The sequence below is a fragment of the Paracoccus liaowanqingii genome (assembly GCF_004683865.2).
Classification (GTDB): Bacteria; Pseudomonadota; Alphaproteobacteria; order Rhodobacterales; family Rhodobacteraceae; genus Paracoccus; species Paracoccus liaowanqingii.
The window spans coordinates 81,734-105,696 of the sequence record NZ_CP040763.1; the positions used below are offsets into that span (position 1 = coordinate 81,734).

Sequence of the window (23,963 nt, forward strand, 5' to 3'; positions counted from 1 at the left end):
GGGGCCGCAGCCTCTGGACGGCGCGGGGATTCTGCGTCCCGCATCGGGCCGCCCCCGACCGACAGGAGCCCTGGCCGCGATGATTCTGCTGGCAAACCCCAACAGCACCACGGCCACGACCCGCGCGATGTGCGCCATCCTGGCCCCCGTCCTGCCGCATCTTCGGGGCTGGACCGCCCCCGAGGGGCCGGGGGTGATCGAGACCCCGGCCCAGCTGGATGCGGCAGCGCGACTGGTCGCCGCCCTGACCCCGCCGCAGGGCTGCCGGGGCGTGATCGTCGCGGCCTTCGGGGATCCTGGCGCGCAGGATCTGGCCGCGCGGCTGACGGTGCCGGTCCTGGGCATCGGCGCCGCGGCGGCGGGTGCCGCGGGGGCCGGAGGCCGGGCCTTCGCCGTGGCCACCACGACCCCCGCCCTGGCCGATCGCATCGACGCGCTGATGACGGCGGCCGGCCCGGGCCGCTATCTGGGCTGCTTCCTGACCGACGGGACGATGCGCGACCTGCTGGCCGATCCGCCCGCGCTGGACGCGGCCCTGCTGGCGGCGGTGCGGCGCGCGGCCAAGGCGGGGGCGCAAGCGGTCATCATCGGCGGCGGTCCCCTGGCCGAGGCCGCCCTCCGCTTGTCCCCGCGCAGCCCGGTGCCGCTGGTCCAGCCCCTGCAGGCGGCGGCGCGCCTTCTGCAGGCGCGCCTCGACGCCGGCTGACCGCCCGACCGACCGCCCCCTCTGCCCGAAAATCGGGCAGAAAGCCCGACAAGGACCGTACACCCCCTGCCCCGCCCCGCGCTTTTCGTTGACAGCCGCCCCTGCCCCATGCGGAACTCCAAGGCGACATAACCGGCAATCACGCCCCGCGATCCCGCAACGCGCCCCCTCTTTCAGGCGCCGGGATCCGCGGGGCGTTTCTCGTTGAGGGACCCCCGTGGCGACACGCAGCATCGACCTTGGCCTTCTGTTCTCGCGCTCGGGGACATATGGCCTGTTGGGCGAGGCCAGCCGCACCGGCGCCCTCAAGGCGGTCGCGCAGGTCAACGGCGATCCGCAGTTCGACATCGCCTTCCGCCCGGTCGAACGCGACCCGCAGGGCAATGTCGACGCCTATGCACCGCTCTGCGAGCAGATCTTCGCCACCAGCACCGCCCGCCATGTCATCGGCTGCACCACCTCGTGGAGCCGCAAGGAGGTCATCCCCTCGCTGGAACGGATGGACGGCGCGCTGTGGTATCCGGTGCCCTACGAGGGGTTCGAGGCCTCGGACCGCGTGGTCTATACCCATGCCTGCCCCAACCAGCACCTGCTGCCGCTCTTGGACCATGCCTTCGCCCAGTACGGCACGCGCAGCTACCTGACCGGATCGAACTACATCTGGGGGTGGGAGATGAACCGCCTGGCCCGCGAGATCGGGATGCGGGCCGGGGGCGAGGTGCTGGGCGAACGCTACCTGCCGCTCGGCTCGACCGAGGTGTCGCGGATCGTGGACGAGATCGCCGACCTGCGCCCCGATTTCGTGCTGAACCAGCTGATCGGCCCGTCGCAATACGCCTTCCTGCAGGCGATGGCCGGGCTGCGGGCGCGCGACCCGGCCTTTGCCGCGGGCCAGTGCCCGATCCTGTCCTGCAACCTGACGGAATGCGAGCTGCCCGCCATCGGCGCCGCCGCCGAGGGGGTGATCGCGGCCGGGCCGTGGTTCCGGGGCATGCCGCCACTGCGGCCCGAGGACGCGCGCGGGCAGGCGTTCGGATCCTCGCTGGAGGCGGCGGCGCATGCCTCGGTCATGATGCTGGCGCGGCTTCTGAGCCATCGCCCCGGAGCCGAGGCGCTGCCCCTGTCGCGGCTGCTGGCCCTGCCCCGCGCGGCGGCGATGGGCCTCAGCCCGCGGACCCATCACACCCGCCTGCCCGTGGCCATCGCACAGGTCCGCGACGGCGCCTTCGTGCCCCTGCGGAGCATGGCCCCGATCGAGGGCGACCCCTACCTGACCCTCGGGCTGACCCCCGGGCGCGAGGCGCCCCCGGCGCTGCGGGTGGTGACATGACACGGCGGCTGCAGATCCCCGATCTGGGCGGCGCGCGGGCCGCGATCCTGCACCGCCCGCATGCGACCGTCGCGGCCCTGACCCGCCAGCTGGAGGCCATCGGCCTGCACATCGAGGCACATTGGCCCGAACTGCCCGCCGCCGCGCGCGGGGCCGACTACCTGTTCCTGGATGTCGACACCGCGCACGAGGACCAGTTCCCCTGGGCGCCCGGGCAGGCGCCGATGCCCACCGTCGCGCTGGTCGGATCCGAGGCGCCGGGGCGGATCGAATGGCTGATGAATTTCGGCGCGGATGCGCAGATCCTCAAGCCCGTGGGCACCGGCGGGGTCTATTCCGCGCTGCTGATCGCGCGGGCCACCTTCGATGCGCGGGCCGAGATGGCCGACCGCATCGACAGCCTGCGCCGCCGCTTGGGCCAGCGCCAGACGGTGGTGCGCGCTGTGGCCCTGCTGGCCGCGCGCGGCAAGACCGAGGATGCCGCCTATGACCAGCTGCGCGGCATGGCGATGGCTTGGCGCGTCAGCTTCGAGGATGCGGCCGAACGCATCGTGGCCCTGGCTCAGGCGCAGGAGGCCGATCATGGCTGACGCCACCCCCCTGGCCCCCGTCGCCCCGGCGGGCGCGCTGCGCCGTCTGCTGCGCCGCAGGCTGGCGCTGTTCGGGCTGGCGATCATCGCGCTGGTCGTCGGCGGCGCGCTGCTGGCCCCGTGGATCGTGCGCCACGGCCCCAACGAGCAGCTGTTCGAGGGGCTGACCCTGCAGGGCGCCCCCATGCCGCCGGGCGGCGACTTCCTGATGGGCACCGACCTGCTGGGCCGCGACCTGTTCAGCCGGATCCTCTACGGCGCGCGGACCTCGCTGATCATCGGCATCGTCGCGAATGGCGCGGCGCTGATCATCGGCACGCTGGTCGGGCTGACGGCGGGCTTTGTGCGCGGATGGGTGGGCGCGGTGCTGATGCGCTTCACCGACCTGATGATGGCCTTTCCCGCGCTGCTGCTGGCGATCTGCCTGGCGGCGATCTTCCAGCCCTCGCTGTGGATCGTGGCCATGGTGATCGCGCTGGTGAACTGGGTCCAGACCGCCCGCGTCGTCTATACCGAGACCACCAGCCTGGCCGAACGCGAGTTCATCGCCGCCGAGCGCACGCTTGGCGCCTCGGGGGCGCGCATCCTCTTCCGCCACATCCTGCCGCATCTGGTGCCGACGCTGATCGTGTGGGGCACGCTTGGCATTTCCGTCACCGTGCTGCTGGAGGCGACGCTCAGCTTTCTGGGGGTCGGCGTGCAGCCCCCCACCCCCAGCTGGGGCAACATCATCTTCGAGAACCAGACCTATTTCCAGGCCGCGCCCTGGCTGGTCTTCATCCCCGGCGCGGCGATCCTGCTGCTGGCGCTGGCCTTCAATCTGGTGGGCGACGCGCTGCGCGACGTGCTGGACCCGACGCAGCGGGGGCGCGACTGATGGCCGGATACCTGTTCCGCCGCGTGGTGGCCGCCCTGCTGATCCTGCTGGGCGTCAGCTTCATCACCTTCGTGCTGCTCTATGTGCTGCCCGCCGATCCGGTGCGCCAGATCGCCGGGCGCTCCGCCACCGCGCAGACGGTCGAGAACATCCGCGCCCAGCTGGGTCTGGATCAGCCGCTGCTGGTGCAATACGGGCGCTATCTGGCCGGGCTGGTGCAGGGCGACATGGGCCGCAGCTATCTGCAGAAGACCGAGGTCTCGTCGCTGATCGCCGCCCGCCTGCCCGCGTCCCTGCTGCTGATGGCGGGGGGGATCGCGGCCGAGCTGCTGATCGGCCTGACCCTTGGCGTGATCGCCGCGATCTTTCGCGGGCGGCCGCTGGATCAGGGGCTGATGGTGACCAGCTTCGTCGCCGTGTCCGCTCCGCAATTCGTGGTGGGGCTGCTGCTGCTCTATGTCTTCGCGGTGCAGCTGGGCTGGTTCCCCATCGGCGGGTATGGGACGGCGGCGCATCTGGTCCTTCCCGCGCTGACGCTTGGGATCATGGGGTCGGGCTGGTATTCGCGGATGATGCGGTCCTCGATGATCGAGGTGCTGCGTCAGGATTACATCCGCACCGCCCGCGCCAAGGGCCTGACGCGGGGCCGCGTGCTGTTCCACCACGCCCTGCCCAACGCCATCCTGCCGATCATCGCCATGATCGGCATCGACATCGGCATCTTCATGGGCGGGCTGGTCGTCGTGGAAAGCGTCTTCGGCTGGCCCGGCATCGGGCAACTGGCCTGGCAGGCGATCCAGCGCGTCGACATTCCGATCATCATGGGGGTCACGATGGTCTCCGCCACCGCCATCGTGCTGGGCAACCTGCTGGCCGACATCGTCACTCCCTTCATCGATCCGCGCATCAAGATGCGGTAAGTCCACCAACCGACAGGAAACATCATGAAAAAGCTGCTCTGTTCCTCTGCCCTGATCGCCGCGCTGGCCCTGCCCGCCCTGGCGCAGGATTATACCCCCGATCCGGCGGCCGTGCCCGGCGGCATGATCACCGTCACCTACAAGGACGACGTGGCGACCCTGGACCCGGCCATCGGCTATGACTGGCAGAACTGGTCGATGATCAAGTCGCTGTTCGACGGGCTGATGGACTATGTCCCCGGCACCACGGAACTGCGCCCCGGCCTGGCCGAAAGCTATGAGGTGTCCGAGGACGGCACCGTCTTCACCTTCACCCTGCGCCAGGGCGTGACCTTCCACAACGGCCGCGAGATGACGGCCGAGGACGTGAAGTACTCGCTGGACCGCGTCACCGACCCGGAAACCCAATCGCCCGGCGCGGGCTTCTTCGCCTCGATCGCGGGTTTCGACGCGGTCTCGGCGGGCGAGGCCGACAGCCTGTCGGGGGTCGAGGTCATGGACCCGCTGACCGTCCGCATCACCCTGTCGCGCCCCGATGCGACCTTCCTCCATGTCATGGCGCTGAACTTCGCCTCGGTCGTGCCGCAGGAGGCGGTCGAGGAGTTCGGCGCCGATTTCGGCAAGAACCCCGTCGGCACCGGCGCCTTCACCCTGGCGGAATGGACCATCGGCCAGCGCCTGACCTTCGAGAAGAACGCCGATTACTGGCGCGACGGCGTCCCCTATCTGGACGGCATCACCTTCGAGGTGGGCCAAGAGCCCATCGTGGCGCTGCTGCGCCTGCAGCAGGGCGAGGTCGACGTGCCCGGCGACGGCATCCCTCCGGCCAAGTTCCAGGAGGTGATGGATGATCCCGACCAGGCCGCGCGCGTGGTCGAGGGCGGCCAGCTGCACACCGGCTACATCACGCTGAACGTGGGCGTCGAACCCTTCGACCAGCTGGCCGTGCGCGAGGCCGTCAACATGGCCATCAACAAGGAGCGCATCGTCCAGGTCATCAACGGCCGCGCCGTGCCCGCCACACAGCCCCTGCCCCCCTCGATGCCCGCGTATACCGAGGGCTTCGCGGGCTTTGCCCATGACGTCGAAGGTGCGAAAGCCAAGCTGGCCGAGGCCGGGCTGGCGGACGGCTTCACCACCCAGCTTTACGTGATGAACACCGATCCGAACCCCCGCATCGCGCAGGCCATCCAGCAGGACCTGTCCCAGATCGGAATCGAGGTCGAGATCCGCAGCCTGGCGCAGGCCAACGTGATCGAGGCCGGCGGCGCCGGAGAGGCGCCGATGATCTGGTCGGGCGGCATGGCCTGGATCGCGGACTTTCCCGATCCGTCGAACTTCTACGGCCCGATCCTAGGCTGCGCGGGGGCGGGCGACGGCGGCTGGAACTGGTCCAAGTTCTGCGACGAGGCGATCGACGCCAAGGCCACCGAGGCCGACAGCTTCACCGACCCCGCCTCGCCCGAGCGGCTGGAGCTGTGGTCGCAGGTCTATCAGGACGTGATGGCCCAGGCCCCCTGGGTGCCGGTCTTCAACGAACAGCGCTACACGATGAAGTCGGCGCGCATGGGCGGCGAGGACGCGCTCTATGTCGATCCGGTCTCGATCCCGGTGAACTACGACTATGTCTACGTGACCGAGTAACCCCATGTGCAAGCAGTGCGACTATACGATCCACGGCGCGCAGCATCACTTTGGCTGGGACAATTCCATCGCCCCGGTCCAGACCGTCGCGCCGGGATCGACGATCCTGTTCCAGTGCCAGGATTCCTCGGCGGGCCAGCTTGGCCCGTCCTCCAGCGTCGCCGACGTGGTGGCGCTGGATTTCGGCAAGATCAACCCCGTGTCCGGCCCCGTCTTCATCGAGGGGGCCGAGCCGGGCGATGCGCTGAAGATCACGCTGGATCACTTCGCGCCCCGCGAACAGGACGGATCGGCCTGGGGCTGGACGGCCAACATCCCGGGCTTCGGGCTGCTGGCGGACCAGTTCACCGACCCGGCGCTGACCATCTGGCGCTATGACGCCGCGACCTTGGCCCCCGCCTTGTGGGGCCAGCACGGGCGGGTGCCGCTGAAACCCTTCACCGGGACCATCGGCGTGGCGCAGGCCGAGCCGGGGCTGCATTCCATCGTCCCGCCCCGCCGCACGGGCGGCAATCTGGACATCCGCGACATCGCCACGGGCACGGTCCTCTACCTGCCGGTCGAGGTCGCGGGGGCGCTCTTCTCCGTGGGCGACACCCATGCGGCGCAGGGTGACGGAGAGGTCTGCGGCACCGCCATCGAAAGCCCGATGGATGTCACCCTGACGCTGGATCTGGTCAAGGGCGCGAACCTGAAGATGCCGCGCTTTAACACGCCCGGCCCCGTGACCCGGCATCTGGATGCCAAGGGATATGAGGTGACGACCGGGATCGGTCCCGACCTGATGACCGGGGCGCGGCAGGCGGTGGAACAGATGGTCGATCTGCTCTGTGCGCAGCACGGGATGGCGGCCGTCGATGCCTATATGCTGGTCTCCACCTGCGGCGACCTGCGCATCTCGGAGATCGTGGACATGCCCAACTGGGTCGTGTCCTTCTATTTCCCGCGCGCGGTCTTCGAATGACCGACACGCCGCTTCTGTCGGTGCAGGGGCTGACCGTGTCGGTCCGGGACCGGGGGGTGCTGCGCCCCCTGGTCCAGGATCTCAGCTTCGATCTGCGGGCGGGCGAGGTGCTGGCCATCGCGGGCGAAAGCGGCTCGGGGAAATCCATCACCTCCCTGGCGCTGATGGGGCTGTTGCCGCCGAACGTCGCGGTCACCTCGGGCCGGATGGTGCTGGACGGCACCGATCTGGCGAGCCTGCCGGAATCCCAGATGCGGCCCCTGCGCGGCGCCAAGGTGGCGATGATCTTTCAGGAACCGATGACCTCGCTCAACCCGGTGCAGACCATCGGCACCCAGCTGGCCGAGGCGATCCGCGCCCATGATCCCGTCTCGCGCGGGCAGGCCCGGGCGGCGGCGGTGGGCGCGCTGCGGCAGGTCCGCATCTCGGAACCCGAACGGCGCATGGGGCAGTACCCGCACGAGCTGTCGGGCGGCATGCGCCAGCGGGTGATGATCGCCATGGCGCTGGCCCTGCGCCCGGCGCTGCTGATCGCGGACGAGCCCACCACCGCGCTGGACGTGACCGTGCAGCGCGAGGTGCTGGACCTGCTGCGCGACCTGCAGGGCCAGACCGGCACCGCCATCATCCTGATCACCCATGACATGGGCGTGGTGGCCGAAACGGCCGACCGCGTCGTGGTCATGCAGGCCGGCCGCCGGGTCGAGGAGGGCACCACCCCGCAGGTCTTCGCCGCGCCCCGCGCGGCCTATACCCGCGACCTGCTGGCCGCCGTGCCGCGCTTGGGCGCCGGGGCCCTGCGCGCCGCCCCGCCGCCGCCCGAGGCGCCCGTCCCCGTGGCCCGCCTGTCCGAGGCCAGCGTGCATTTCGACATCGGCGCGAACTTCCTCGGCCGCCCCACGCATCGCGTCCATGCGGCCCTGGGCGTCAGCTTCGACATCCGCCCCGGCGAGACCTTCGGCCTGGTCGGCGAAAGCGGCTGCGGCAAGTCCACCGTCGCCAAGGCGCTGGCCGGGCTGGTGCCCCATCAGGGCCGGATCGAGGTCGGGGGCCGCGCCCTGTCGGACCTGACCGCGCAGGGCCGGAAGGACATCTGCCGCGACATCCAGATGGTCTTCCAGGACCCGATGGCGGCGCTGGACCCGCGCATGAAGGTGGGCGACGCGGTGGCCGAGCCGCTGGTCATCCACCGCATCGGCACCCCTGCCGAACGCCGCGCCCTGACCGAGGACCTGTTCCGCCGCGTGGGCCTGACCCCCGACCAGATGTCGCGCTATCCCCACGAATTCAGCGGCGGCCAGCGCCAGCGCATCTGCGTGGCGCGCGCCCTGGCGCTGCGCCCCCGGCTGATCATCTGCGACGAAAGCGTGTCCGCGCTGGACGTGTCGGTGCAGGCCCGCGTGCTGGCCCTGCTGGAAGAGCTGAAGGCCCAGTCCGGCGTGTCCTACCTGTTCATCAGCCATGACATGGCCGTGGTCGAGAACATCGTCGACCGGCTGGCGGTGATGTATCTGGGCCAGATCGTCGAGATGGGCAGCCGCGACCAGATCTTCGGCAACCCGCAGCATCCCTATACGCGCCGCCTGCTGGACGCGGTGCCGATCCCCGACCCCGCCCGCCGGGGCCGCGCCCATCTGCGCCCGGCGGGCGAGATCCCCTCGCCCCTGCATCCCGTCGGCACCCCCCCGGCCCGGCACCGCCTGCACGACATCGGCCACGGCCATCTCGTCGCGCCCGAGGCTGCCTGACGCGCCCCTGCGCGGGACGCCCGTGACGCCGTGCGCCCCGGTCCCGGCCACGGCCTGCCGAGGCGCGCGGCAGGTCGATCGGGCCCGCCCTCCCCTCTTTGGCCCGCCTGCCTGAACGGGAGCGTCAGGCCGCCCGCTCCTCCTGCAATTGCAGGGCGGCGAAGCTTCGCCCGCCCTCCCGAAACCGTGCAGAACTTGCCGGAACAAACGGCAGACCAATCCGTTTACTGCCACCACAGGAGGCCGACATGGCAGACGACCGCGACGACGCCGTTCTTCCCCTGATCGAGGAGCGGCTGACGATCACCAAGGACCGCCGGATGACCGGGCGAGTGCGCGTCAGCACCACGACCGAGACCGTCGACAGCAGCTTGCCCGTCGAACTGTCGGGCACCGAGGTGCATGTCGTCCGGGTGCCCATCGATCGCAGGATCGACACGGTTCCCGAGATCACCACCGAGGGCGAATTGACCATCGTCCCGGTGGTCGAGGAACGCATGGTGATGACGCGCGAACTCTACCTGCGCGAAGAGATCCACATCCGGCGCATCGACTTCCAGGACACCCAGGAAGTGCCCGTGTCGGTCAGGCGGCAGACTGCCCATGTTGAACATCTCGGTCCCGACGATGCCGGGACCGGCACGGCGCCTCTCCATTCAAAGGATGATCACGATGACCTATGACAACGAAACTTCGATGACCGGCGCAGCGAACCGCTCGGTTTCGGCCATGTTCGACAGCCGTGCGGAGGCGCAGGCCGCCGTCGACCGCCTGAAGGGCACCGGCGTCTCGGACAACCAGGTCCGCATGACCGAAGGCGCGACGGACACCGCCACCACCGGCCGTGCACCCGAGCAGGACAAGGGGTTCTGGGACAGCCTCAGCGACTTCTTCTTCCCCGACGAGGATCGCTACACCTATGCCGAGGGCCTGTCCCGCGGCGGTTGCCTGGTGACGGTGTCGAACCTCACCTCGGCGGAATACGACATGGTGCTGGACATCCTGGATGACGAGGGCACCATCGATCTGGACGCCCGCGAGGCCGACTGGCGCTCGGAAGGCTGGGGCGGCTACGAATCCAGCCCCTATGCCGCAGGCGGCATGGCGGCCGACACCGGCCGCGCGCCCGCGACCACCGACCAGGACAGCATCCCGGTCGTGGAAGAGCAGCTGACCATCGGCAAGCGCGACACCAGCCACGGCCGCGTCCGCGTCCGCGCCTATACGGTCGAGGAACCCGTCAGCGAGACGGTCAACCTGCGCGAGGAGCGGGTCGAGCTGGAGCGTCGTCCCGTCGACCGCGCCGTAACCGGCACCGAGGCGGCCTTCCAGGACCGCACCATCGAGGCCGAGGAATATGCGGAAGAAGCCGTCGTCTCCAAGGAGGCCCGCGTGGTCGAGGAGATCGCCCTGCGCAAGGTCAGCGACACGCATCAGGAAACCGTGTCCGACACGGTCCGCCACACCGAGGTCGAGGTCGAGGATGACCGCACCGCCGCAGACCGCACCGGCCTGAACCCGACGCGCAAGTAAGCGTCGCGGGGCGCCCGGGGGAACCGGGCGCATCCGGTCCGAACGACCCCCGGCGGGCATCTGCCTGCCGGGGGTTTCTCCATGCCGAACGCCGCCGGCCCGAAGGCCGCCGCAGCGTCCTCAGCCGTCGATCATCTGCCGCATCCGGCGCAGCACCACCGCGATGTCCAGCGGCTTTTCATAGCGCGTCGCCTGCCGCAGCCGGGTGGGCAGCACCAGATCGTCGTAGCCCGTGGTGAAGACGAAGGGCACCTGCCGGTCCATCAGCATGTCCGCGACCGGAAAGACCGTGCTGCCCTGCAGGTTCACGTCCAGGATCGCCCCGTCGATGGGTCGCCCCGAGGCGACCAGGTCCAGCGCATCCTCCAGCGATCCGACCGGCCCAAGGACATCGGCCCCGGCATCGCGCAGTTCCGTCTCCAGCTCGCAGGCCAGCAGGTACTCGTCCTCGACGATCAGGATGGTGCGGTGGCGCAGGTCAGGCATGGGGTTCCCCCGGGCCGGCGCTGGCCGAGACGGGCAGCGAGATCGTGCAATGCACCCCCTCGGGGCCCAGGTCGTAATAGGTGCGGGCGTTCAGCTGATAGGGCAAGGCCCGCTCGATCAGCTCGCGCCCCTGGCCGGGATGGGCCGGGGGCGTGCCCGGGGGCGGCATGGTCACGCCCGTCTCGCGCCAGTCGATATGCAGCCAGGGCCGCGCCCCCTCGCCCGAGGGGTCCAGTGACCAGCGCACGTCCAGCCGCCCTTGCGGCTGGCCGAGCGCGCCGTACTTGACGGCGTTGGTCGCCAGCTCGTGCAGCGCCATCGCCAGCGTCTGCACGGTCGAGGACCGCAGCCGGATGCCCGGCGGCCCGCGCAGGGTCAGGCGCTCGCACTCGCCGCACATCGCGGCCAGCTCGGCGCGGATCAGCTCGTCGAAGGTCACGCGGTCGGGATCGGCCAGCCGCGACAGCAGCCCCTGCACGCGGGACAGCGCCGCCAGTCGGTCATGGAACCGGGCGCGGAAATCGGCCACGCCGTCGCTGCCGCGCGCCGTCTTGTCCGAGATCGCCCGGATCACCGCGATCAGGTTGCGGGTGCGGTGCTGCAGCTCCGCGACCAGCACCTCCTGCCCCTCCTGCAATTCCTTCAGCGCCTGCACGTCAGTCGAGGTGCCCAGCCATTCGCCGATGCGCCCCGCCTCGTTGCGCACAGGGACGGACCGCGAATGGTGCCAGATCCACGCCCCGTCCGAGGCCCGGCGGATCCGGTACTCGACATCCAGCAGGCCGCTTTTCGTCGCCGCGTCCCAGGCCCGCCGCACCTCGGCATGGTCGTCGGGATGGACGACCGCGTACCAGCCCGACCCGAAGCTGTCCTCGGGGCTCTGGCCGGTGAAGTCCAGCCATTGCGCGCTGACCCAGGTCCACAGGCCCTTGTCGCAGGCCCGCCAGACCAGCTGCGGGATCCCCTCGACCAGGCTCTTCAGCCGCGCCTTGCTGGCCTGCAGCGCATCGGCCGCCCGGTGGCGGTCGGTCATGTCCTGTCCGATCTTGAGGAAGCCCGTCGCCGCCGCCTCCGTGCCAAGGCGCGTCAGCGCGCCCTCGATGAAGACGCGGCTGCCGTCCTTGCGCAGATGCCAGCGGACCTCGGGCGCACGCCCCGTCGTCAGGGCCAGCCGCATCTCGGTGTCGGGGGCGCCCCGGTCGCGGTCCTCGGCGGTGAACAGCACGCGCGCATCCATGCCCACGGCCTCGGCGCGCGACCAGCCGAAAACGGCCTCGGCCCCCTCCCACCAGTCGGTGATGACGCCCTCGGGATCGGTGGTGAAGATCGCGTAGTCGCGCGCATTCTCGACGATCAGGGCCAGCCGTTCCTCGCGTTCGCGCAGGTCGGCCAGGGACCGCTTCTGCACGGTGATGTCATGGCCGATCCCGGCGATGCGCTGGACGCGGCCCTCCCTGTCGGTCAGCGGGAAATCGGTGTCGCGGATCCAGCGGGTGCCGCCGTCGCGCCCGTGGCGGATGCGGAACTCGTGCGTGACCTGCTCGCCCGCCTCGACCCGGGCGACATTCGCCAGCGTCCGCGCGCGGTCCTCGGGATGGACCAGCCCCAGCCAGGTCTGCAGCGTGGAATCCTGCACGAAGCTGTCCAGCTGGGCGCCATAGACCTCGGCAAAGGCCGGGCTGACATATTCGACCTGCCGCGAGCGGATGTTCCGGACCCAGATCACGTCGGGCGAGACCTCGGCGAACTGCCGGAACCGCGCCTCGCTGTCGCGCATCGCCTCCTGCGCGCGGGCATGCTCGACGGCGGACCAGGTCCGCTCGGCCACCTCGGTGATCAGGATCCGGTCCTCGGCGGTCCAGTGGCGCGGCGCGCTCTGCTGCACATAGAAGCAGGCGATCCAGCGTCCGTCCCGGACCAGCGGCACCGCGATCCCCGAGCGCATGCCGCCCAGCCCCTCGTAGATCGCGGCCAGCCCCTGCAGGCGCGGATCCAGGCGCGTGTCCTCGATGATCAGCGCCTCGCCCCGGCGGTACATGGCCAGCGCCGCCGCGCCGAAATCGCCCACCCGGCAGGTGCCCGCATGGCTGGCCATCACGCCGTCGGTCCAGTCGCCCTTCACGGTGAACAGCTGCCCCGTCTCGTCCAGCTGCCCGTAGCCGCAGCGCCCGACGCCCAGATGCTCGCCCACCAGCGCGCTGGTCGCCACCATGATGCCCACCGGATCGACCACCGTGCGCAGCGCGTCGCTGAGCCGGAACAGGAAGGCCTGCCGCTCTTCCGAGGCGCGCAGCGCGGCCTCGGCCTCGGCCTGCGCCTGCGCCGCCTGCCGCGCGGCGGTGATGTCGCTGGCCGAGCCCAGCCATTCGGTGATCCGGCCCGCGTCGTCCAGGACGGGCACCGCCCGCGAGCGGGTCCAGCCCAGGGATCCGTCGCGGCGGATGACGCGGTGTTCCAGCTCGAACACCGCCTTGGCCGCGATGGCCTGGGCGATGGCCGCATAGACATGGGGCTGGTCGTCGGGATGGATATAGCGGTCCAGCCAGGTCCCGCCGGGCGCGCTGGTGTCGGGCAGGAAGGCCTTTCCCTCCAGCTGGCGCATCTGGGACCAGTCGGGGCTCATCCGGTAGATCGCGTCGGACCGGGCCAGGGCAAAGGCCCGGAACAGCGCCTCGCTGTCGCGCAGACGGTCCTCGGCCTGCTTGCGCAGGGTCACGTCGCTGGCGGCGCCGAACCATTCCAGGATCTCGCCCTGAGCGTCCAGGATCGGCACCGCGCGGGATTGCGCCCATCCGATGCTGCCATCCAGCTGCCGCACCCGGTGTTCCAGCTGGAAGATGCCCTTGCGCGCGATCGCCTCGTTGATCGCCAGCAAGGCCACCGGGTGATCCTCGGGCGGCAGGTAGTCGCGCAGCCAGTCGATGCTGGGGCTGACCGTGTCAGGAATGAAATCGCCGCCCACCAGCGCGCGCAATTCGCTCATGTCGGCACTCATGCTGTAGAAGACGTCCGAACTGGCGCGGGCCAGCGCGGTCAGCCGCTCGTCGCTGATCACGCGGCGCTGTTCGGCCGAGGTCAGGGCCAGCGCCATGTGCCGCACCAGCGCGGCAAAGCGGGCCAGGCTTTTCAGAAGCCGCGCATCCTCGGCCTCGAACCCCACCCCCGCGCCGTGGCGGAAGGCCCAGACCAAGCCCACCTGCGCGCCGCCCACCGCAAAGGGTGCCAGCAGCGCCTCGGCCGGGCCGGGCGGCAGGGTCGGGAAGGCGCGCTGCGGGGCGCCGATCAGCAGGACGGGATCGCGCGCCAGACGGTCGGCGCAGGCGCCGTCGGGCGGCGGCATGGTCCCATCCAGATGCGGCGCCCACAGCCCCGCAGCGGCGATCCAGCGCAGGCCCATCCCGGCGGGCTCCTGCAGGGTGATCCCGGCGGATCCGGCGCCGGTCAGGCGCAGGACGGTCCGGGACAGCTGGTGCAGCACGCCCGCGGGCCCGTCGCTCAGCGCATCGGACAGCGCGGCCAGCGCCAGCGTCTCGGCCTTGTAGTCGGGTTTGCGCGACGGGCGCTGGTCCAGCGCGCCGGTGATGACGATGTCCGCAAAGCCTGGGGTGACGGGATTACCGGTCATGACTGACGCAGCCCTTCCTGAACCTTCCCGTCCGTGATCGCGCATATGGCCTGCAAAAGCCACCGATTCCGTACAAGGGCGTACACTGCCGCCCCTCCGCGCCCCGCCCTCCCGCCCCCGGCAAGGGGGGTCGCCGCGCCGCAATCCGCGCGGCATCGGTCTGGCCGGGCGCCGCTGTCATCCGGACGGATCGAAGCGGTCGATGCGGAAACCGTCATGAAGATCGGTCGCGCCCGGCCCCAAGCTGCTCGCCAGCAGCGCCACGGCCGAGGCGCCGTCCAGTGGCTCGTCGGTGGGTCCGGTCCAGTTCACGGCAATGACCGGGCCGGTCGCATGGTCCCGCAGCCAGCGGCCCAGTTCCGCGATCTCGTCCGGCGTCAGGAAATACAGCACCTCGGACAGCACGACCAGATCGGGGCGCAGCCGGGGCAGGTCCTGCGGGGCCGCACCCTCGATCACGGTGACCTGCGCCAAGGGGGCCAGCGCCCGCCGCGCCGACCCGATCGCGGCGGGGATGCAGTCCATCACCGTCAGCCGGGTGCAGCGCGGGGCCAGCTGCCCCGCGAAGGTGCCGTTGCCGCAGCCGATCTCCAGCGCCTCGAGGAAGGGACCGGGGCCAAGCGCCGACAGCGTGGCTGCGTATTTGCCCGCCTCGTAGGCACTGGTGCGGTGGTCCCACGGGTCGTCGCTGGCCTGATAGAGCCGCGTCAGATGATCCAGCGTGTCCTTACGGGGCAATGACGATCTCCGGATGGGTCAGGAAATGGGCCTGGTGCGCCTCGGTCATGACGAAGCCCTCCGGGTCGTCGTCGATCAGCGCGGTCATCTGCGTGCGGTGGCAGGCCAGCGCCCGGGCCTTGGCCGCCCGCGCCGGGTCCGAGGCCGCGATCAGCCGCGCCGGGGCCCGCAGGTCGGTGAAGCGGCCCCAGACCGGATAGAAGGCCAGCGCGAGGTCGGGCCGGGCGGCGGCGATCCGGGCGGCCAGCCGCGCGACCTGCTGGTGGTCGACATGCGGATCCTCGACCCAGCTAGCCAGCAGCAGCGCGCCCTGCGGAATCAGCCGCCCGATCCGGGCCGCTGTTTCCGCATCGTCCGGGGCGCCGCAATCGGGATGGCCCAGCCAGGTCACCGTCGCGCGGGGGGCCAGGATCTGGACGGCGGCGTCCAGCTCGTCGTGCCGCGTCTGTGCCAGCCGCGCCGCAGGCCAGGCGCGAGAGCCGGGATGCGACCGCGCGCCATCCGTCACGCAGATCACGTGGCAGGGCGTGCCGCGTGCCGCGGCATCGAACAGCAGCGCCCCGCAGCCCAAGGTCTCGTCATCGGGATGGGGCGCCAGCACGACCAGCACGCGGCCGCCCAGCAGGGCCGGCACGTCGACCGGGGTCGCGGTGGCCGCGACATGATCCAGAAAGCCGCTCATCCGACCCACCGCGCGCGCAGCTCCGGATCGGCCAGGATGCGCGTCACTGAGGCCAAAGCCAGCGCATCCGGCCCCGCCTGCCGCAGATAGAGGCTGAGGTCGCGGCGCACCCGGTCGGCGGGATGCGCCGTCGCGAAGGAGGCCGCGCCAAGCGCCTGGTCCATCTCGGCCAGCAGCGCCACGGCCTGGTCGGCGGTAACCAGCCGCGCCAGGATCGCCGCCTCGGCATCCGCGGGCAGGGCATCCGCGCGCTCGATCCGGCAGGCGGCCTGCGCCAGCCACAGCCGCACCGTCTCGCAGCCGGTGATCATGCGGTGCAGGCGCATGGCCTGCAGCGGCGCGTCCTGCTGGCCGCGCGCGGTCAGCTGGTCGGCGGTCATCGCGGTCAGCGCCCGCATCGCGCCCAGCTGCACGGCGGCATAGCGCCAGACGCCGCCATGGAAATGCGGCTCGGTCATGTAGGCGTCGGGCGGGCCCAGCTGGACGGCGTCGGCCAGCGCCAGCCCCTCCAGATCGCAGCGGCCCGAGGCGGTGGCCTTCATCCCCGACACCTGCCATTCGCCGGGGAAAAGCCGCCCCGCCAGCTGGTCGCGGCGAAACATCAGCAGGTGCAGCCCCCGATCGGACCGGGCGGTGACGATCATCCGGTCCAGCACGTCAGCACCGCTGGCGAACAGCTTCTGCCCGTGCAAGGTGCCGCCCTCCAGCCGGGCGGGGTCGGGACCGTCGGCCCCCCAGATGCCGTGCAGCAGCCCCTGCCGGACCGCGTCCCGCGGGCCGTCGTGCAGATACAGCAGCTTGACCGCGTTCACATGGCCCTCGAAGATGCGGCCTGCCGACAGGTTGGCCCGGCCCATCCGCGACAGCGCGTCCAGCAGCCGCAGCGGATCGGGGGCGTTGTGGGCCAGCGCCAGACACTCGGCCAGCAGGCCGCTGCCCCGCAGCGCCGCCGCCAGCCCGGGCCCCGAGGGACCGTCCGCGCCGTCCCGGGGGGCCTCGGCCAGCAACCGCTCCGCCTGCGCGATGGGGCAGGTCATTCGGCCACCATCGGCGCGCGCAGGGCCCGCCAGGCCGCGAAATCGGGCCGCACCCGCCCCGCCAGCAGGTCCGACAGCTCGGCCAGCCCCGCCTCGAGGTCCGAGGCGCGCAGATGCTGCGCGGGCGCTAGGCTGCGGCAGGGATAGGTCGCCAGATCGCCCGCCAGCGCCTCGGCCCACAGCCGGCCCAGCAGTCCGGGCGGCAGCATCGCCTGATCGGCCAGCGGGTCGTGGTCCTGCATGCGGTGGCGCAGGCAGGCCGCCATGCCGCCATCCGCCCGGCCCTGCAGGCGGGCCGAGACGCGGGCCTGCATCTCGGAGACGTAGCGGACCGACAGACCATCGGCCTCGGCGCGATGGACCATGGCGCGGTCCTCGCTGTGATCCATGCGGGGCAGCCCGCCGACCGCCAGATAGCGGTCCGCCCGGATCGCCATCGAGGCGCCCGATTCCATGTAATGCGGACGCGGCGCGCCCAGGGGCTGGCGCCCGGCCATCTGGTCGATACAATGGCGGATCTGGTGCTGAAGGTCGGCATAGGCCTCTTCGACGCGAGTGATGCGGGCGCCCGAAGGGGTGGCCAGCACATGCGGCACCTCGCAGCTGATCGCGCCGCAGACCAGATCGGCGCCGCACTGCACGGCCTCCAGCGCGACGGCGATCCAGCGGGGCTGCGGCAGCGCGTCGGCATCGGTGGTCATCAGCAGCGCGCCGGGTCGGGCCGCCAGATCCATCGCCACCCGCCGTGCGCGGCCCGCGCTGGCCTCGGGCGTTTGGAAGGTGACGGTGCGGACCGACACCTCCAGCGCGGGATGGGTGAAGGCCCGGGCCACCGCGACGCTGGCATCGGTGCAGTTGTTGGCCAGGATCACCACGCCCACCGGCAAGGGCGCCAGCCGCGCGGCCTCGGCCAGGGCGGCCAGCAGCGCGGGGATCCGGTCCGCCTCGTTGCGGACCGGGATGGCGACGGTGACATGCGTCAGGGGATCGGGCAAGCGCAGGCAGGGTGCGGTCAGGGGTGCGCCGTCCATCAATATACTCCGGGTCAATCCGGGGGCCAACCTTTCCCGGTGGGGGATGTTCCCGGCTAAATCGGCGCCGCCCGGGCGGCGGGCAGGACCCGGCGAAGATCAGCCGGTCGCGCGATGATCGAGGCGCCGCGGGCCTAGCCCGAGACGATGCTGCGCACCGCCTCGGCGGCCAGGGGGCCATGCGGCGGCGGAACTCCTCGGGGTCCCATTCGGACAGCGAGGCGGCGATGTGGATCGCGGCGACCGGGCGGCCCGCCGCATCGGGAATGGCCACGCCAAGCGCGACCTCGCCCATCAGGATCTGCTCCAGCGCCAGGGCATGGCCGTTCCGGCGCGCCTGCGCGATCTGGTCGCGGATGGCTGCGGGGTCGGTCAGGGTGCGGGGCGTCAGCTGCGGGTGGCGCGCCCCTTCCAGCAGCGCCGCGACCTCGGGTTCGGGCAGCAGCGCCATCACCGCCCAGCCCCCCGAGGTGCAGGCGGTGGGCACGCTGTTGCCGACCAGCGTGGCGAAGAAGCTCTCGCGCTTGCTCTGCATGCGGGCGGCATAGACCATGCGCGGGCCGTCGAACAGCGACAGGTCGATGCGCTCGCGCACGTTGCGGCGCAGCTCCAGCAGGATCGGGCTGGCGCGGCGCACCAGCGGGTTCATCCGCAGGTAGTCATGCGTCAGGTCCAGCACCGGCAGGTCCAGCCGGAAGCCGCGCCCGTCCTCGGCCAGGGTCAGGTATCCCAGCTTGCGGAAGGTGTGCACCAGGCGCTGCGCGGCGCTGCGGGTCAGCCCGGTGCGCGCGGCGATCTGGGTCAGGGTCAGCGCGCGGTCGGCGCCCTGGAACGCTTCCAGAACGCTCATTCCCCGGGCAAGCGACCGGACGAACAGGGCATCCTCTGCCTGCGGTCGTGCTGAAACCGGCTGATCGTCCGACACGGTCATCTCCGGCGTTGACATCGTTAAAACTGCACCAATACACTCATCATGCAATGCAAGCGTATCGGATGGCAATACTTTATGGTGGCGTCCCCAGCCCTTGACCGATCCCCCCGCATCGCGCTGGCGGGCTTCGTGCATGAAAGCAATTCCTTTGCGCCCAGTGCGGCGGACATGGCGGCCTTCCTTCAGGGCGGCGGCTATCTGCCCTTGTGCCGGGGCGCGCAGATCCTGACGGGGGCGCGCGACGTGAACCTGCCGGTCGCGGGCGCCCTCGCCCATGCCGAGGCGCGGGGCTGGGATCTGGTGCCGCTGATCTGGGCGGGCGCCGTGCCCTCGGCCCCGGTCACGGCAGCCTGTTATCAGGACATCACCGACGAGATCATCGCCGGGCTGCGCCGGGCCGGGCCGCTGGACGGCGTGTTCCTGGACCTGCATGGCGCCATGATGGCCGAGGGCACGCCCGATGGCGAGGGCGCGCTGCTGGCCCGGATCCGGGCCGAGGTCAGGCCGGACGTGCCCGTCGTCGCGGCACTGGACCTGCACGGCAATCTCAGCGCGCAGATGGTCGGGGCCGCCGACCGGATGGTGGGGTTTCGCACCTATCCGCATGTCGACATGGCCGAGACGGGCCGCCGCGCGGCGGTCGAGCTGGACCGGCTGCTGGCCGGCGCGCCCAGCTTCACGGCGTTCCGGCAGCTGGATTTCCTGATCCCCATCGCCTGGCAGGCGACCGATGCGGACCCCGCCGCCGCGATCTATGCCCTGCTGGATCAGGCCGATGCCCAAGGCCTCTGCGCCTCGGTCTTCATGGGCTTTCCGGCGGCGGATTTCACCGATTGCCGCCCCTCGGTCATCGTTCACGCCGACAGCCAGGACCGCGCCGATGCCGCCGCCGACCGGATCGCGGAGGCGCTGCGCCAGGCCGAGCCCGCCTTCAACGGCCGCTCCTACGGCCCGGAGGCGGGCGTGGCCGAGGCGCAGCGCCTCGCGGCCAGCGCCCGCCGGCCCGTGGTCCTGGTCGACACGCAGGACAACCCCGGCGCGGGCGGCAATTCCGACACCACCGGCATGCTGCGCGCGCTGATCGACGCGGAGGCCCAAGCTGCCGCCATCGGCCTGATCTGCGACCCCGAGGCCGCCGCCGCCGCCCATGCGGCGGGCACGGGTGCGACGATCACCCTGCCCCTGGGCGGCCGGTCCAACATCCCCGGCGACGCGCCCCTGACCGCGACCTTCACGGTCGAGGCGCTGTCGGACGGCCGTTGCCACGCCACCGGCCCCTATTACGGCGGCGCGCATCTGCGGCTCGGGCCCTCGGCCTGCCTGCGGATCGGGGGCGTGCGGGTCGCCGTCGCCTCGGAGAAGGCGCAGATGGCCGACCGGCAGATGTTCCGTTTCCTGGGGATCGTGCCCGAGGATCAGGCGATCCTGGTCGTGAAAAGCTCGAACCATTTCCGCGCCGATTTCACCCCGATCGCGCAAGCCATCCTGACCTGCACCGCGCCCGGCCCCATGCCGATCAGCCCGGCCAGCCTGCCCTTTCGCCACCTCGCTCCCGGCCTCCGCCTTGAACCGGGCGGCGCCCCCTTCATCCCCCCCGCGCAAGGCTGACGCCAGATCGCCCCGCGGCCCCGTTCAACAGAGAGGACATCATGTTCAACCGACCCAGCCTAGCCTTCAAGACGGCAACCTTCGTCACCGCGGCCCTTCTGGGGACCACGATGCTGTCCGGCGCGGCCTTCGCGCAAAGCACCGTCAAGGCGGTGATGCATTCCGGCCTGCGCGTGCTGGACCCGGTGATCACCACCGCGCACATCACCCGCAACCACGCCTACATGATCTATGACGTGCTGATCGCGCAGGACAGCGCGTTCCAGCCGCAGCCGCAGATGGCCGACTGGACCGTCTCGGACGACATGCTGACCTATACCTTCACCCTGCGCGATGGGCTGACCTTCCATGACGGCGCCCCGGTGACCGCCGCCGATGCGGTCGCCTCGCTGAACCGGTGGGGCCAGAAGGATGCGGGCGGGCAGGTCATCATGGACCGCACCGCCAGCCTGATGGCCACCGACGACACGACGATCACCTGGACCCTGACCGAGCCCTTCGTGCCGATGCTGGACGTGCTGTCCAAGCAGTCCGCCCTGCCCCCCTTCATCATGCCCGCCCGCATCGCCGAGACCTCGGCCGACGAGGCGATCACGGAATATGTGGGCTCGGGCCCCTTCCGCTTCGTCGAGGCCGAGTTCCAGCCCGGCCTGATGGTCGTCTACGAGAAGTTCGACGACTATGTCCCGCGCGACGAGCCCGCCGACTGGATGGCCGGGGGCAAGGTCGTGAACGTGGACCGCGTCGAATGGGTCAACATGCCCGACATCCAGACCGCCGTGAACGCGCTGTCGGGCGGCGAGGTCGACTATGTCGAGGCGATGCAGGTCGACCTGATCCCGCTGCTGGAGGGCGATCCGAACGTGGTGGTCGAGACCCGCGAGCCGACCGGCATGCAGACCATGACCCGCATGAACTTCCTGCACCCGCCCTTCGACAACCAGCAGGTCCGCCAGGCGGCGCTGAAGGCGATCACGCAGGAACCGGTGCTGGCGGCCATGGTCGGCAACCCCGAATACTACTCGGTCTGCGGCGCGATCCTGGGCTGCGGCACGCCCTTGGCCAGCGACGCCCAGACCGAGACGCTGACGCAAGGCGGCGGCGCCGACGAGGCCCGCGCGCTGCTGGAGGAGGCGGGCTATGACGGCACCCCCGTCGTCCTGATGGCCCCCACCGACATGGTGGCCCTGGCCACGCAGCCGGTGGTCGTGTCGCAGATGCTGCGCGAGGCGGGCTTCGAGGTCGAGTTGCAGCCGATGGACTGGCAGACGCTGGTCACCCGGCGCGCCAGCCAGGCGGCCCCCGCCGAGGGCGGCTGGAACATCTTCATCACCAACTGGATGGTCCCCGAGATCTCGAACCCGATCTCGAACCCGATGCTGAACGGGCGCGGCAGCGACGCCTGGTTCGGCTGGCCCGAGGATGAGACGATCGAGGCCCTCAAGGAGGACTTCATCGACGCCGAGACGCCCGAGGCGCAGGTCGAAGTCGCCCAGCAGATCCAGACCCACGCGCTGGACAACGGCCTGCTGATCCCGCTTGGCCAGTACACCCTGCCCCAGGCCCGCCGCGCCACGATCACCGACATGATCCAGTCGCCGGTGCCGGTCTTCTGGGGCATGCAGAAGGCGGAATGATCCAAGCCGGGGGCGGCGGCCGTGCCGCCCCCGCCGTTCTTCGATCCGGAGGGTCGTGATGCTGGGCTATATCCTGCGACGCATTCTGGCGGTCATCCCGGTGATGCTGCTGGTCGCCGTCTTCGTCTTCCTGCTGCTGCGCCTGACCCCGGGCGATCCGGCCGCGATCATCGCGGGCGACATGGCCACGCCTGCGCAGCTGGAACGCATCCGCGAGGCGATGGGCCTGAACCAGCCGCTGCACATCCAGTTCGTGACCTGGGTGGGCCAGCTGCTGCGCGGCGATCTGGGCGTCTCGCTGATCTCGAACACGCCGGTGGCCACGATGGTCGCGGACCGGATCGGGCCGACCTTCTCCATCGCGATCCTGACGATCCTCATGTCGGTCGCCATGGCCGTGCCGATGGGCGTGCTGGCCGCGTGGAAGCACCGCAGCGCCGCCGATTACGCGGTGATGACCTTCTCGGTGCTGGGCTTCTCGGTGCCGGTCTTCGTGATCGGATACATCTTCATCCTGATCTTCTCGCTTCAGCTGGGCTGGTTCCCGGTGCAGGGCTACACGCCCATCGGGTCAGGCGTCGGGGCCTTCCTGTCGAACGCCTTCCTGCCCGCGCTGACGCTGTCCACGATCTACATCGCGCTGATCGCCCGGATGACGCGGGCCAACATGCTGGAGGTGCTGGGCGAGGATTACATCCGCACCGCCCGCGCCAAGGGCGCCCCCGAACGCACCGTGCTGTTCCGCCATGCGCTCAAGAACGCCGCCGTGCCGATCCTGACGGTCATCGGATCGGGCTTCGCGCTGCTGATCGGCGGCGTGGTGGTGACGGAAACCGTCTTCAACATCCCCGGCATCGGGCGCCTGACCGTCGATGCGATCCTGGCGCGCGACTATCCGGTCATCCAGGCGATGATCCTGCTGACCAGCTTTCTGTATGTGCTGGTGAACCTGCTGATCGACCTCAGCTACAGCTTCTTCGACCCAAGGATCCGGTACTGATGGCCCCCGTCCCCCAACCCACCTCGGCGATGCAGCCGATCCTGCGCGCGCTGCGCTTGCCGCAGTTCGGACTTGGCAGCAAGATCGCCGCCGTCGTGCTGGCGATCATCGTCGCGCTGACCCTGCTGGCGGGCTGGATCGCGCCGCATGATCCGCTGACCATGAACCCGATGGTGCGCCTGCAGGGCCCGATCGAGGGCTATCCGCTCGGCACCGACAACTATGGCCGCGACATCTTCAGCCGCGTGCTGATCGGCGGGCAGCTGTCCCTGATGATCGGCATCGCCACGGCGGTGGTGTCGGTGCTGCTGGGGCTGGTGATCGGCATGATTGCCGGGTTCTTCCGCACAGCGGATGCGATCATCATGCGGATGATGGACGCGCTGATGGCGATCCCGTCGATCCTGCTGGCCATCGCGCTGGTGGCGCTGAACGGCCCCTCGGTCGGATCGGTCATCGCGGCGATCACCATTCCGGAAATCCCCCGCGTCGTGCGCCTGGTCCGCGCCGTGATCCTGTCCGCGCGCGAGGAACCCTATGTCGAGGCCGCCATCGCGCTTGGTACCCCCATGCACAAGATCCTGATCCGCCATCTGGTCCCCAACACCACCGCGCCGCTGATCGTGCAGGGCACCTATATCCTGGCCTCGGCCATCCTGACCGAGGCGATCCTGTCCTTCCTGGGCGCCGGCGTCAGCACCGAGACCCCCACCTGGGGCAACATCATGGCCGAGGGGCGGCTATTCTTCCGCATCAAGCCGGAACTGATCCTCTATCCCGGGATCGCGCTGTCGCTGTGCATCCTGTCGATCAACCTTCTGGGCGATGCGGCGCGCGACATGCTGGACCCGCGCCTGAAGAAACGGGCGGGGTAAG

Annotated in this window: 20 protein-coding genes and 1 pseudogene; 14 read left to right on the forward strand and 7 right to left on the reverse strand. The window is 70.7% G+C overall.

Annotated features, from left to right (window positions below; genetic code table 11):
• The first annotated feature begins 79 nt into the window (after window positions 1–79).
• From E4191_RS20145 to E4191_RS20190, 10 genes are all read left to right on the forward strand, one after another.
• The gene (locus E4191_RS20145; protein ID WP_139616167.1) at window positions 80–706 is read left to right on the forward strand and encodes an aspartate/glutamate racemase family protein; all 627 of its coding nucleotides are present in this window, start codon (window positions 80–82) and stop codon (window positions 704–706) included.
• 217 nt (window positions 707–923) lie between these two features.
• On the forward strand, window positions 924–2,036 hold the full coding sequence (locus E4191_RS20150) for a transporter substrate-binding protein (RefSeq protein ID WP_139616168.1): 1,113 nt from the start codon (window positions 924–926) through the stop codon (window positions 2,034–2,036).
• Window positions 2,033–2,626 (forward strand): ANTAR domain-containing response regulator, encoded by a 594-nt coding sequence (locus E4191_RS20155; protein ID WP_139616169.1) that lies wholly within the window; start codon window positions 2,033–2,035, stop codon window positions 2,624–2,626. The genes E4191_RS20150 and E4191_RS20155 overlap by 4 nt, the downstream gene beginning before the upstream one ends.
• A complete protein-coding gene (locus E4191_RS20160; protein WP_139616170.1) occupies window positions 2,619–3,503 on the forward strand; it encodes an ABC transporter permease in 885 nt (294 codons plus the stop codon). Before E4191_RS20155 ends, E4191_RS20160 begins: the two co-directional genes overlap by 8 nt.
• Window positions 3,503–4,423, forward strand: coding sequence for an ABC transporter permease (locus E4191_RS20165; RefSeq protein ID WP_139616171.1), 921 nt, complete (start codon window positions 3,503–3,505; stop codon window positions 4,421–4,423). Before E4191_RS20160 ends, E4191_RS20165 begins: the two co-directional genes overlap by 1 nt.
• A 24-nt stretch (window positions 4,424–4,447) precedes the next feature.
• Window positions 4,448–6,067: an ABC transporter substrate-binding protein gene (locus E4191_RS20170; RefSeq protein WP_139616172.1), complete on the forward strand. Its 1,620-nt coding sequence runs from the start codon at window positions 4,448–4,450 to the stop codon at window positions 6,065–6,067.
• 4 nt (window positions 6,068–6,071) lie between these two features.
• Window positions 6,072–7,031 (forward strand): acetamidase/formamidase family protein, encoded by a 960-nt coding sequence (locus tag E4191_RS20175; RefSeq protein ID WP_139616173.1) that lies wholly within the window; start codon window positions 6,072–6,074, stop codon window positions 7,029–7,031.
• A complete protein-coding gene (locus E4191_RS20180) occupies window positions 7,028–8,779 on the forward strand; it encodes an ABC transporter ATP-binding protein (RefSeq protein WP_139616174.1) in 1,752 nt (583 codons plus the stop codon). Before E4191_RS20175 ends, E4191_RS20180 begins: the two co-directional genes overlap by 4 nt.
• Window positions 8,780–9,027: 248 nt before the next feature.
• On the forward strand, window positions 9,028–9,462 hold the full coding sequence (locus tag E4191_RS20185; RefSeq protein WP_139616175.1) for a YsnF/AvaK domain-containing protein: 435 nt from the start codon (window positions 9,028–9,030) through the stop codon (window positions 9,460–9,462).
• Window positions 9,452–10,312, forward strand: a complete 861-nt coding sequence (locus E4191_RS20190; protein ID WP_228461883.1) for a YsnF/AvaK domain-containing protein — start codon at window positions 9,452–9,454, stop codon at window positions 10,310–10,312. The genes E4191_RS20185 and E4191_RS20190 overlap by 11 nt, the downstream gene beginning before the upstream one ends.
• Window positions 10,313–10,432: 120 nt before the next feature.
• Here the strand turns inward: E4191_RS20190 and E4191_RS20195 are convergent, their stop codons facing one another.
• The 7 genes and pseudogenes from E4191_RS20195 to E4191_RS20220 form a co-directional block, all read right to left on the reverse strand.
• Window positions 10,433–10,798: a response regulator gene (locus E4191_RS20195; RefSeq protein ID WP_139616176.1), complete on the reverse strand. Its 366-nt coding sequence runs from the start codon at window positions 10,796–10,798 to the stop codon at window positions 10,433–10,435.
• Complete coding sequence (locus tag E4191_RS20200; protein WP_139616177.1) at window positions 10,791–14,423, reverse strand: PAS domain-containing protein; 3,633 nt, start codon at window positions 14,421–14,423, stop codon at window positions 10,791–10,793. Before E4191_RS20200 ends, E4191_RS20195 begins: the two co-directional genes overlap by 8 nt.
• Before the next feature lie 177 nt (window positions 14,424–14,600).
• Entirely contained in the window at window positions 14,601–15,161 is a 561-nt protein-coding gene (locus E4191_RS20205; RefSeq protein WP_176562824.1) for an SAM-dependent methyltransferase, read from the reverse strand.
• Window positions 15,151–15,843: a PIG-L deacetylase family protein gene (locus E4191_RS20210; RefSeq protein ID WP_139616179.1), complete on the reverse strand. Its 693-nt coding sequence runs from the start codon at window positions 15,841–15,843 to the stop codon at window positions 15,151–15,153. The genes E4191_RS20205 and E4191_RS20210 overlap by 11 nt, the downstream gene beginning before the upstream one ends.
• Window positions 15,840–16,880 carry an acyl-CoA dehydrogenase family protein gene (locus E4191_RS23915; protein WP_176562820.1) on the reverse strand — a complete coding sequence of 347 codons (1,041 nt, stop codon included), beginning with the start codon at window positions 16,878–16,880 and terminating at the stop codon, window positions 15,840–15,842. Before E4191_RS23915 ends, E4191_RS20210 begins: the two co-directional genes overlap by 4 nt.
• Window positions 16,877–17,911, reverse strand: coding sequence for a glycosyltransferase (locus E4191_RS20215; protein ID WP_139616180.1), 1,035 nt, complete (start codon window positions 17,909–17,911; stop codon window positions 16,877–16,879). Before E4191_RS20215 ends, E4191_RS23915 begins: the two co-directional genes overlap by 4 nt.
• 253 nt (window positions 17,912–18,164) lie before the next feature.
• Window positions 18,165–18,977 (reverse strand): annotated as a pseudogene (locus E4191_RS20220) (IclR family transcriptional regulator); the annotation flags it as partial.
• Between E4191_RS20220 and E4191_RS20225 the strand changes: the two are divergent.
• The 4 genes from E4191_RS20225 to E4191_RS20240 are packed head-to-tail and all read left to right on the forward strand — an operon-like array spanning window position 18,918 to window position 23,962.
• Window positions 18,918–20,450 (forward strand): M81 family metallopeptidase, encoded by a 1,533-nt coding sequence (locus E4191_RS20225; protein ID WP_139616181.1) that lies wholly within the window; start codon window positions 18,918–18,920, stop codon window positions 20,448–20,450. The pseudogene E4191_RS20220 and the gene E4191_RS20225 overlap by 60 nt on opposite strands.
• A 41-nt stretch (window positions 20,451–20,491) precedes the next feature.
• Window positions 20,492–22,087, forward strand: a complete 1,596-nt coding sequence (locus tag E4191_RS20230; protein ID WP_139616182.1) for an ABC transporter substrate-binding protein — start codon at window positions 20,492–20,494, stop codon at window positions 22,085–22,087.
• Between the two features lie 58 nt (window positions 22,088–22,145).
• On the forward strand, window positions 22,146–23,087 hold the full coding sequence (locus E4191_RS20235; protein ID WP_135817701.1) for an ABC transporter permease: 942 nt from the start codon (window positions 22,146–22,148) through the stop codon (window positions 23,085–23,087).
• The gene (locus E4191_RS20240) at window positions 23,087–23,962 is read left to right on the forward strand and encodes an ABC transporter permease (RefSeq protein ID WP_139616183.1); all 876 of its coding nucleotides are present in this window, start codon (window positions 23,087–23,089) and stop codon (window positions 23,960–23,962) included. Before E4191_RS20235 ends, E4191_RS20240 begins: the two co-directional genes overlap by 1 nt.
• Window position 23,963 lies beyond the last annotated feature (1 nt).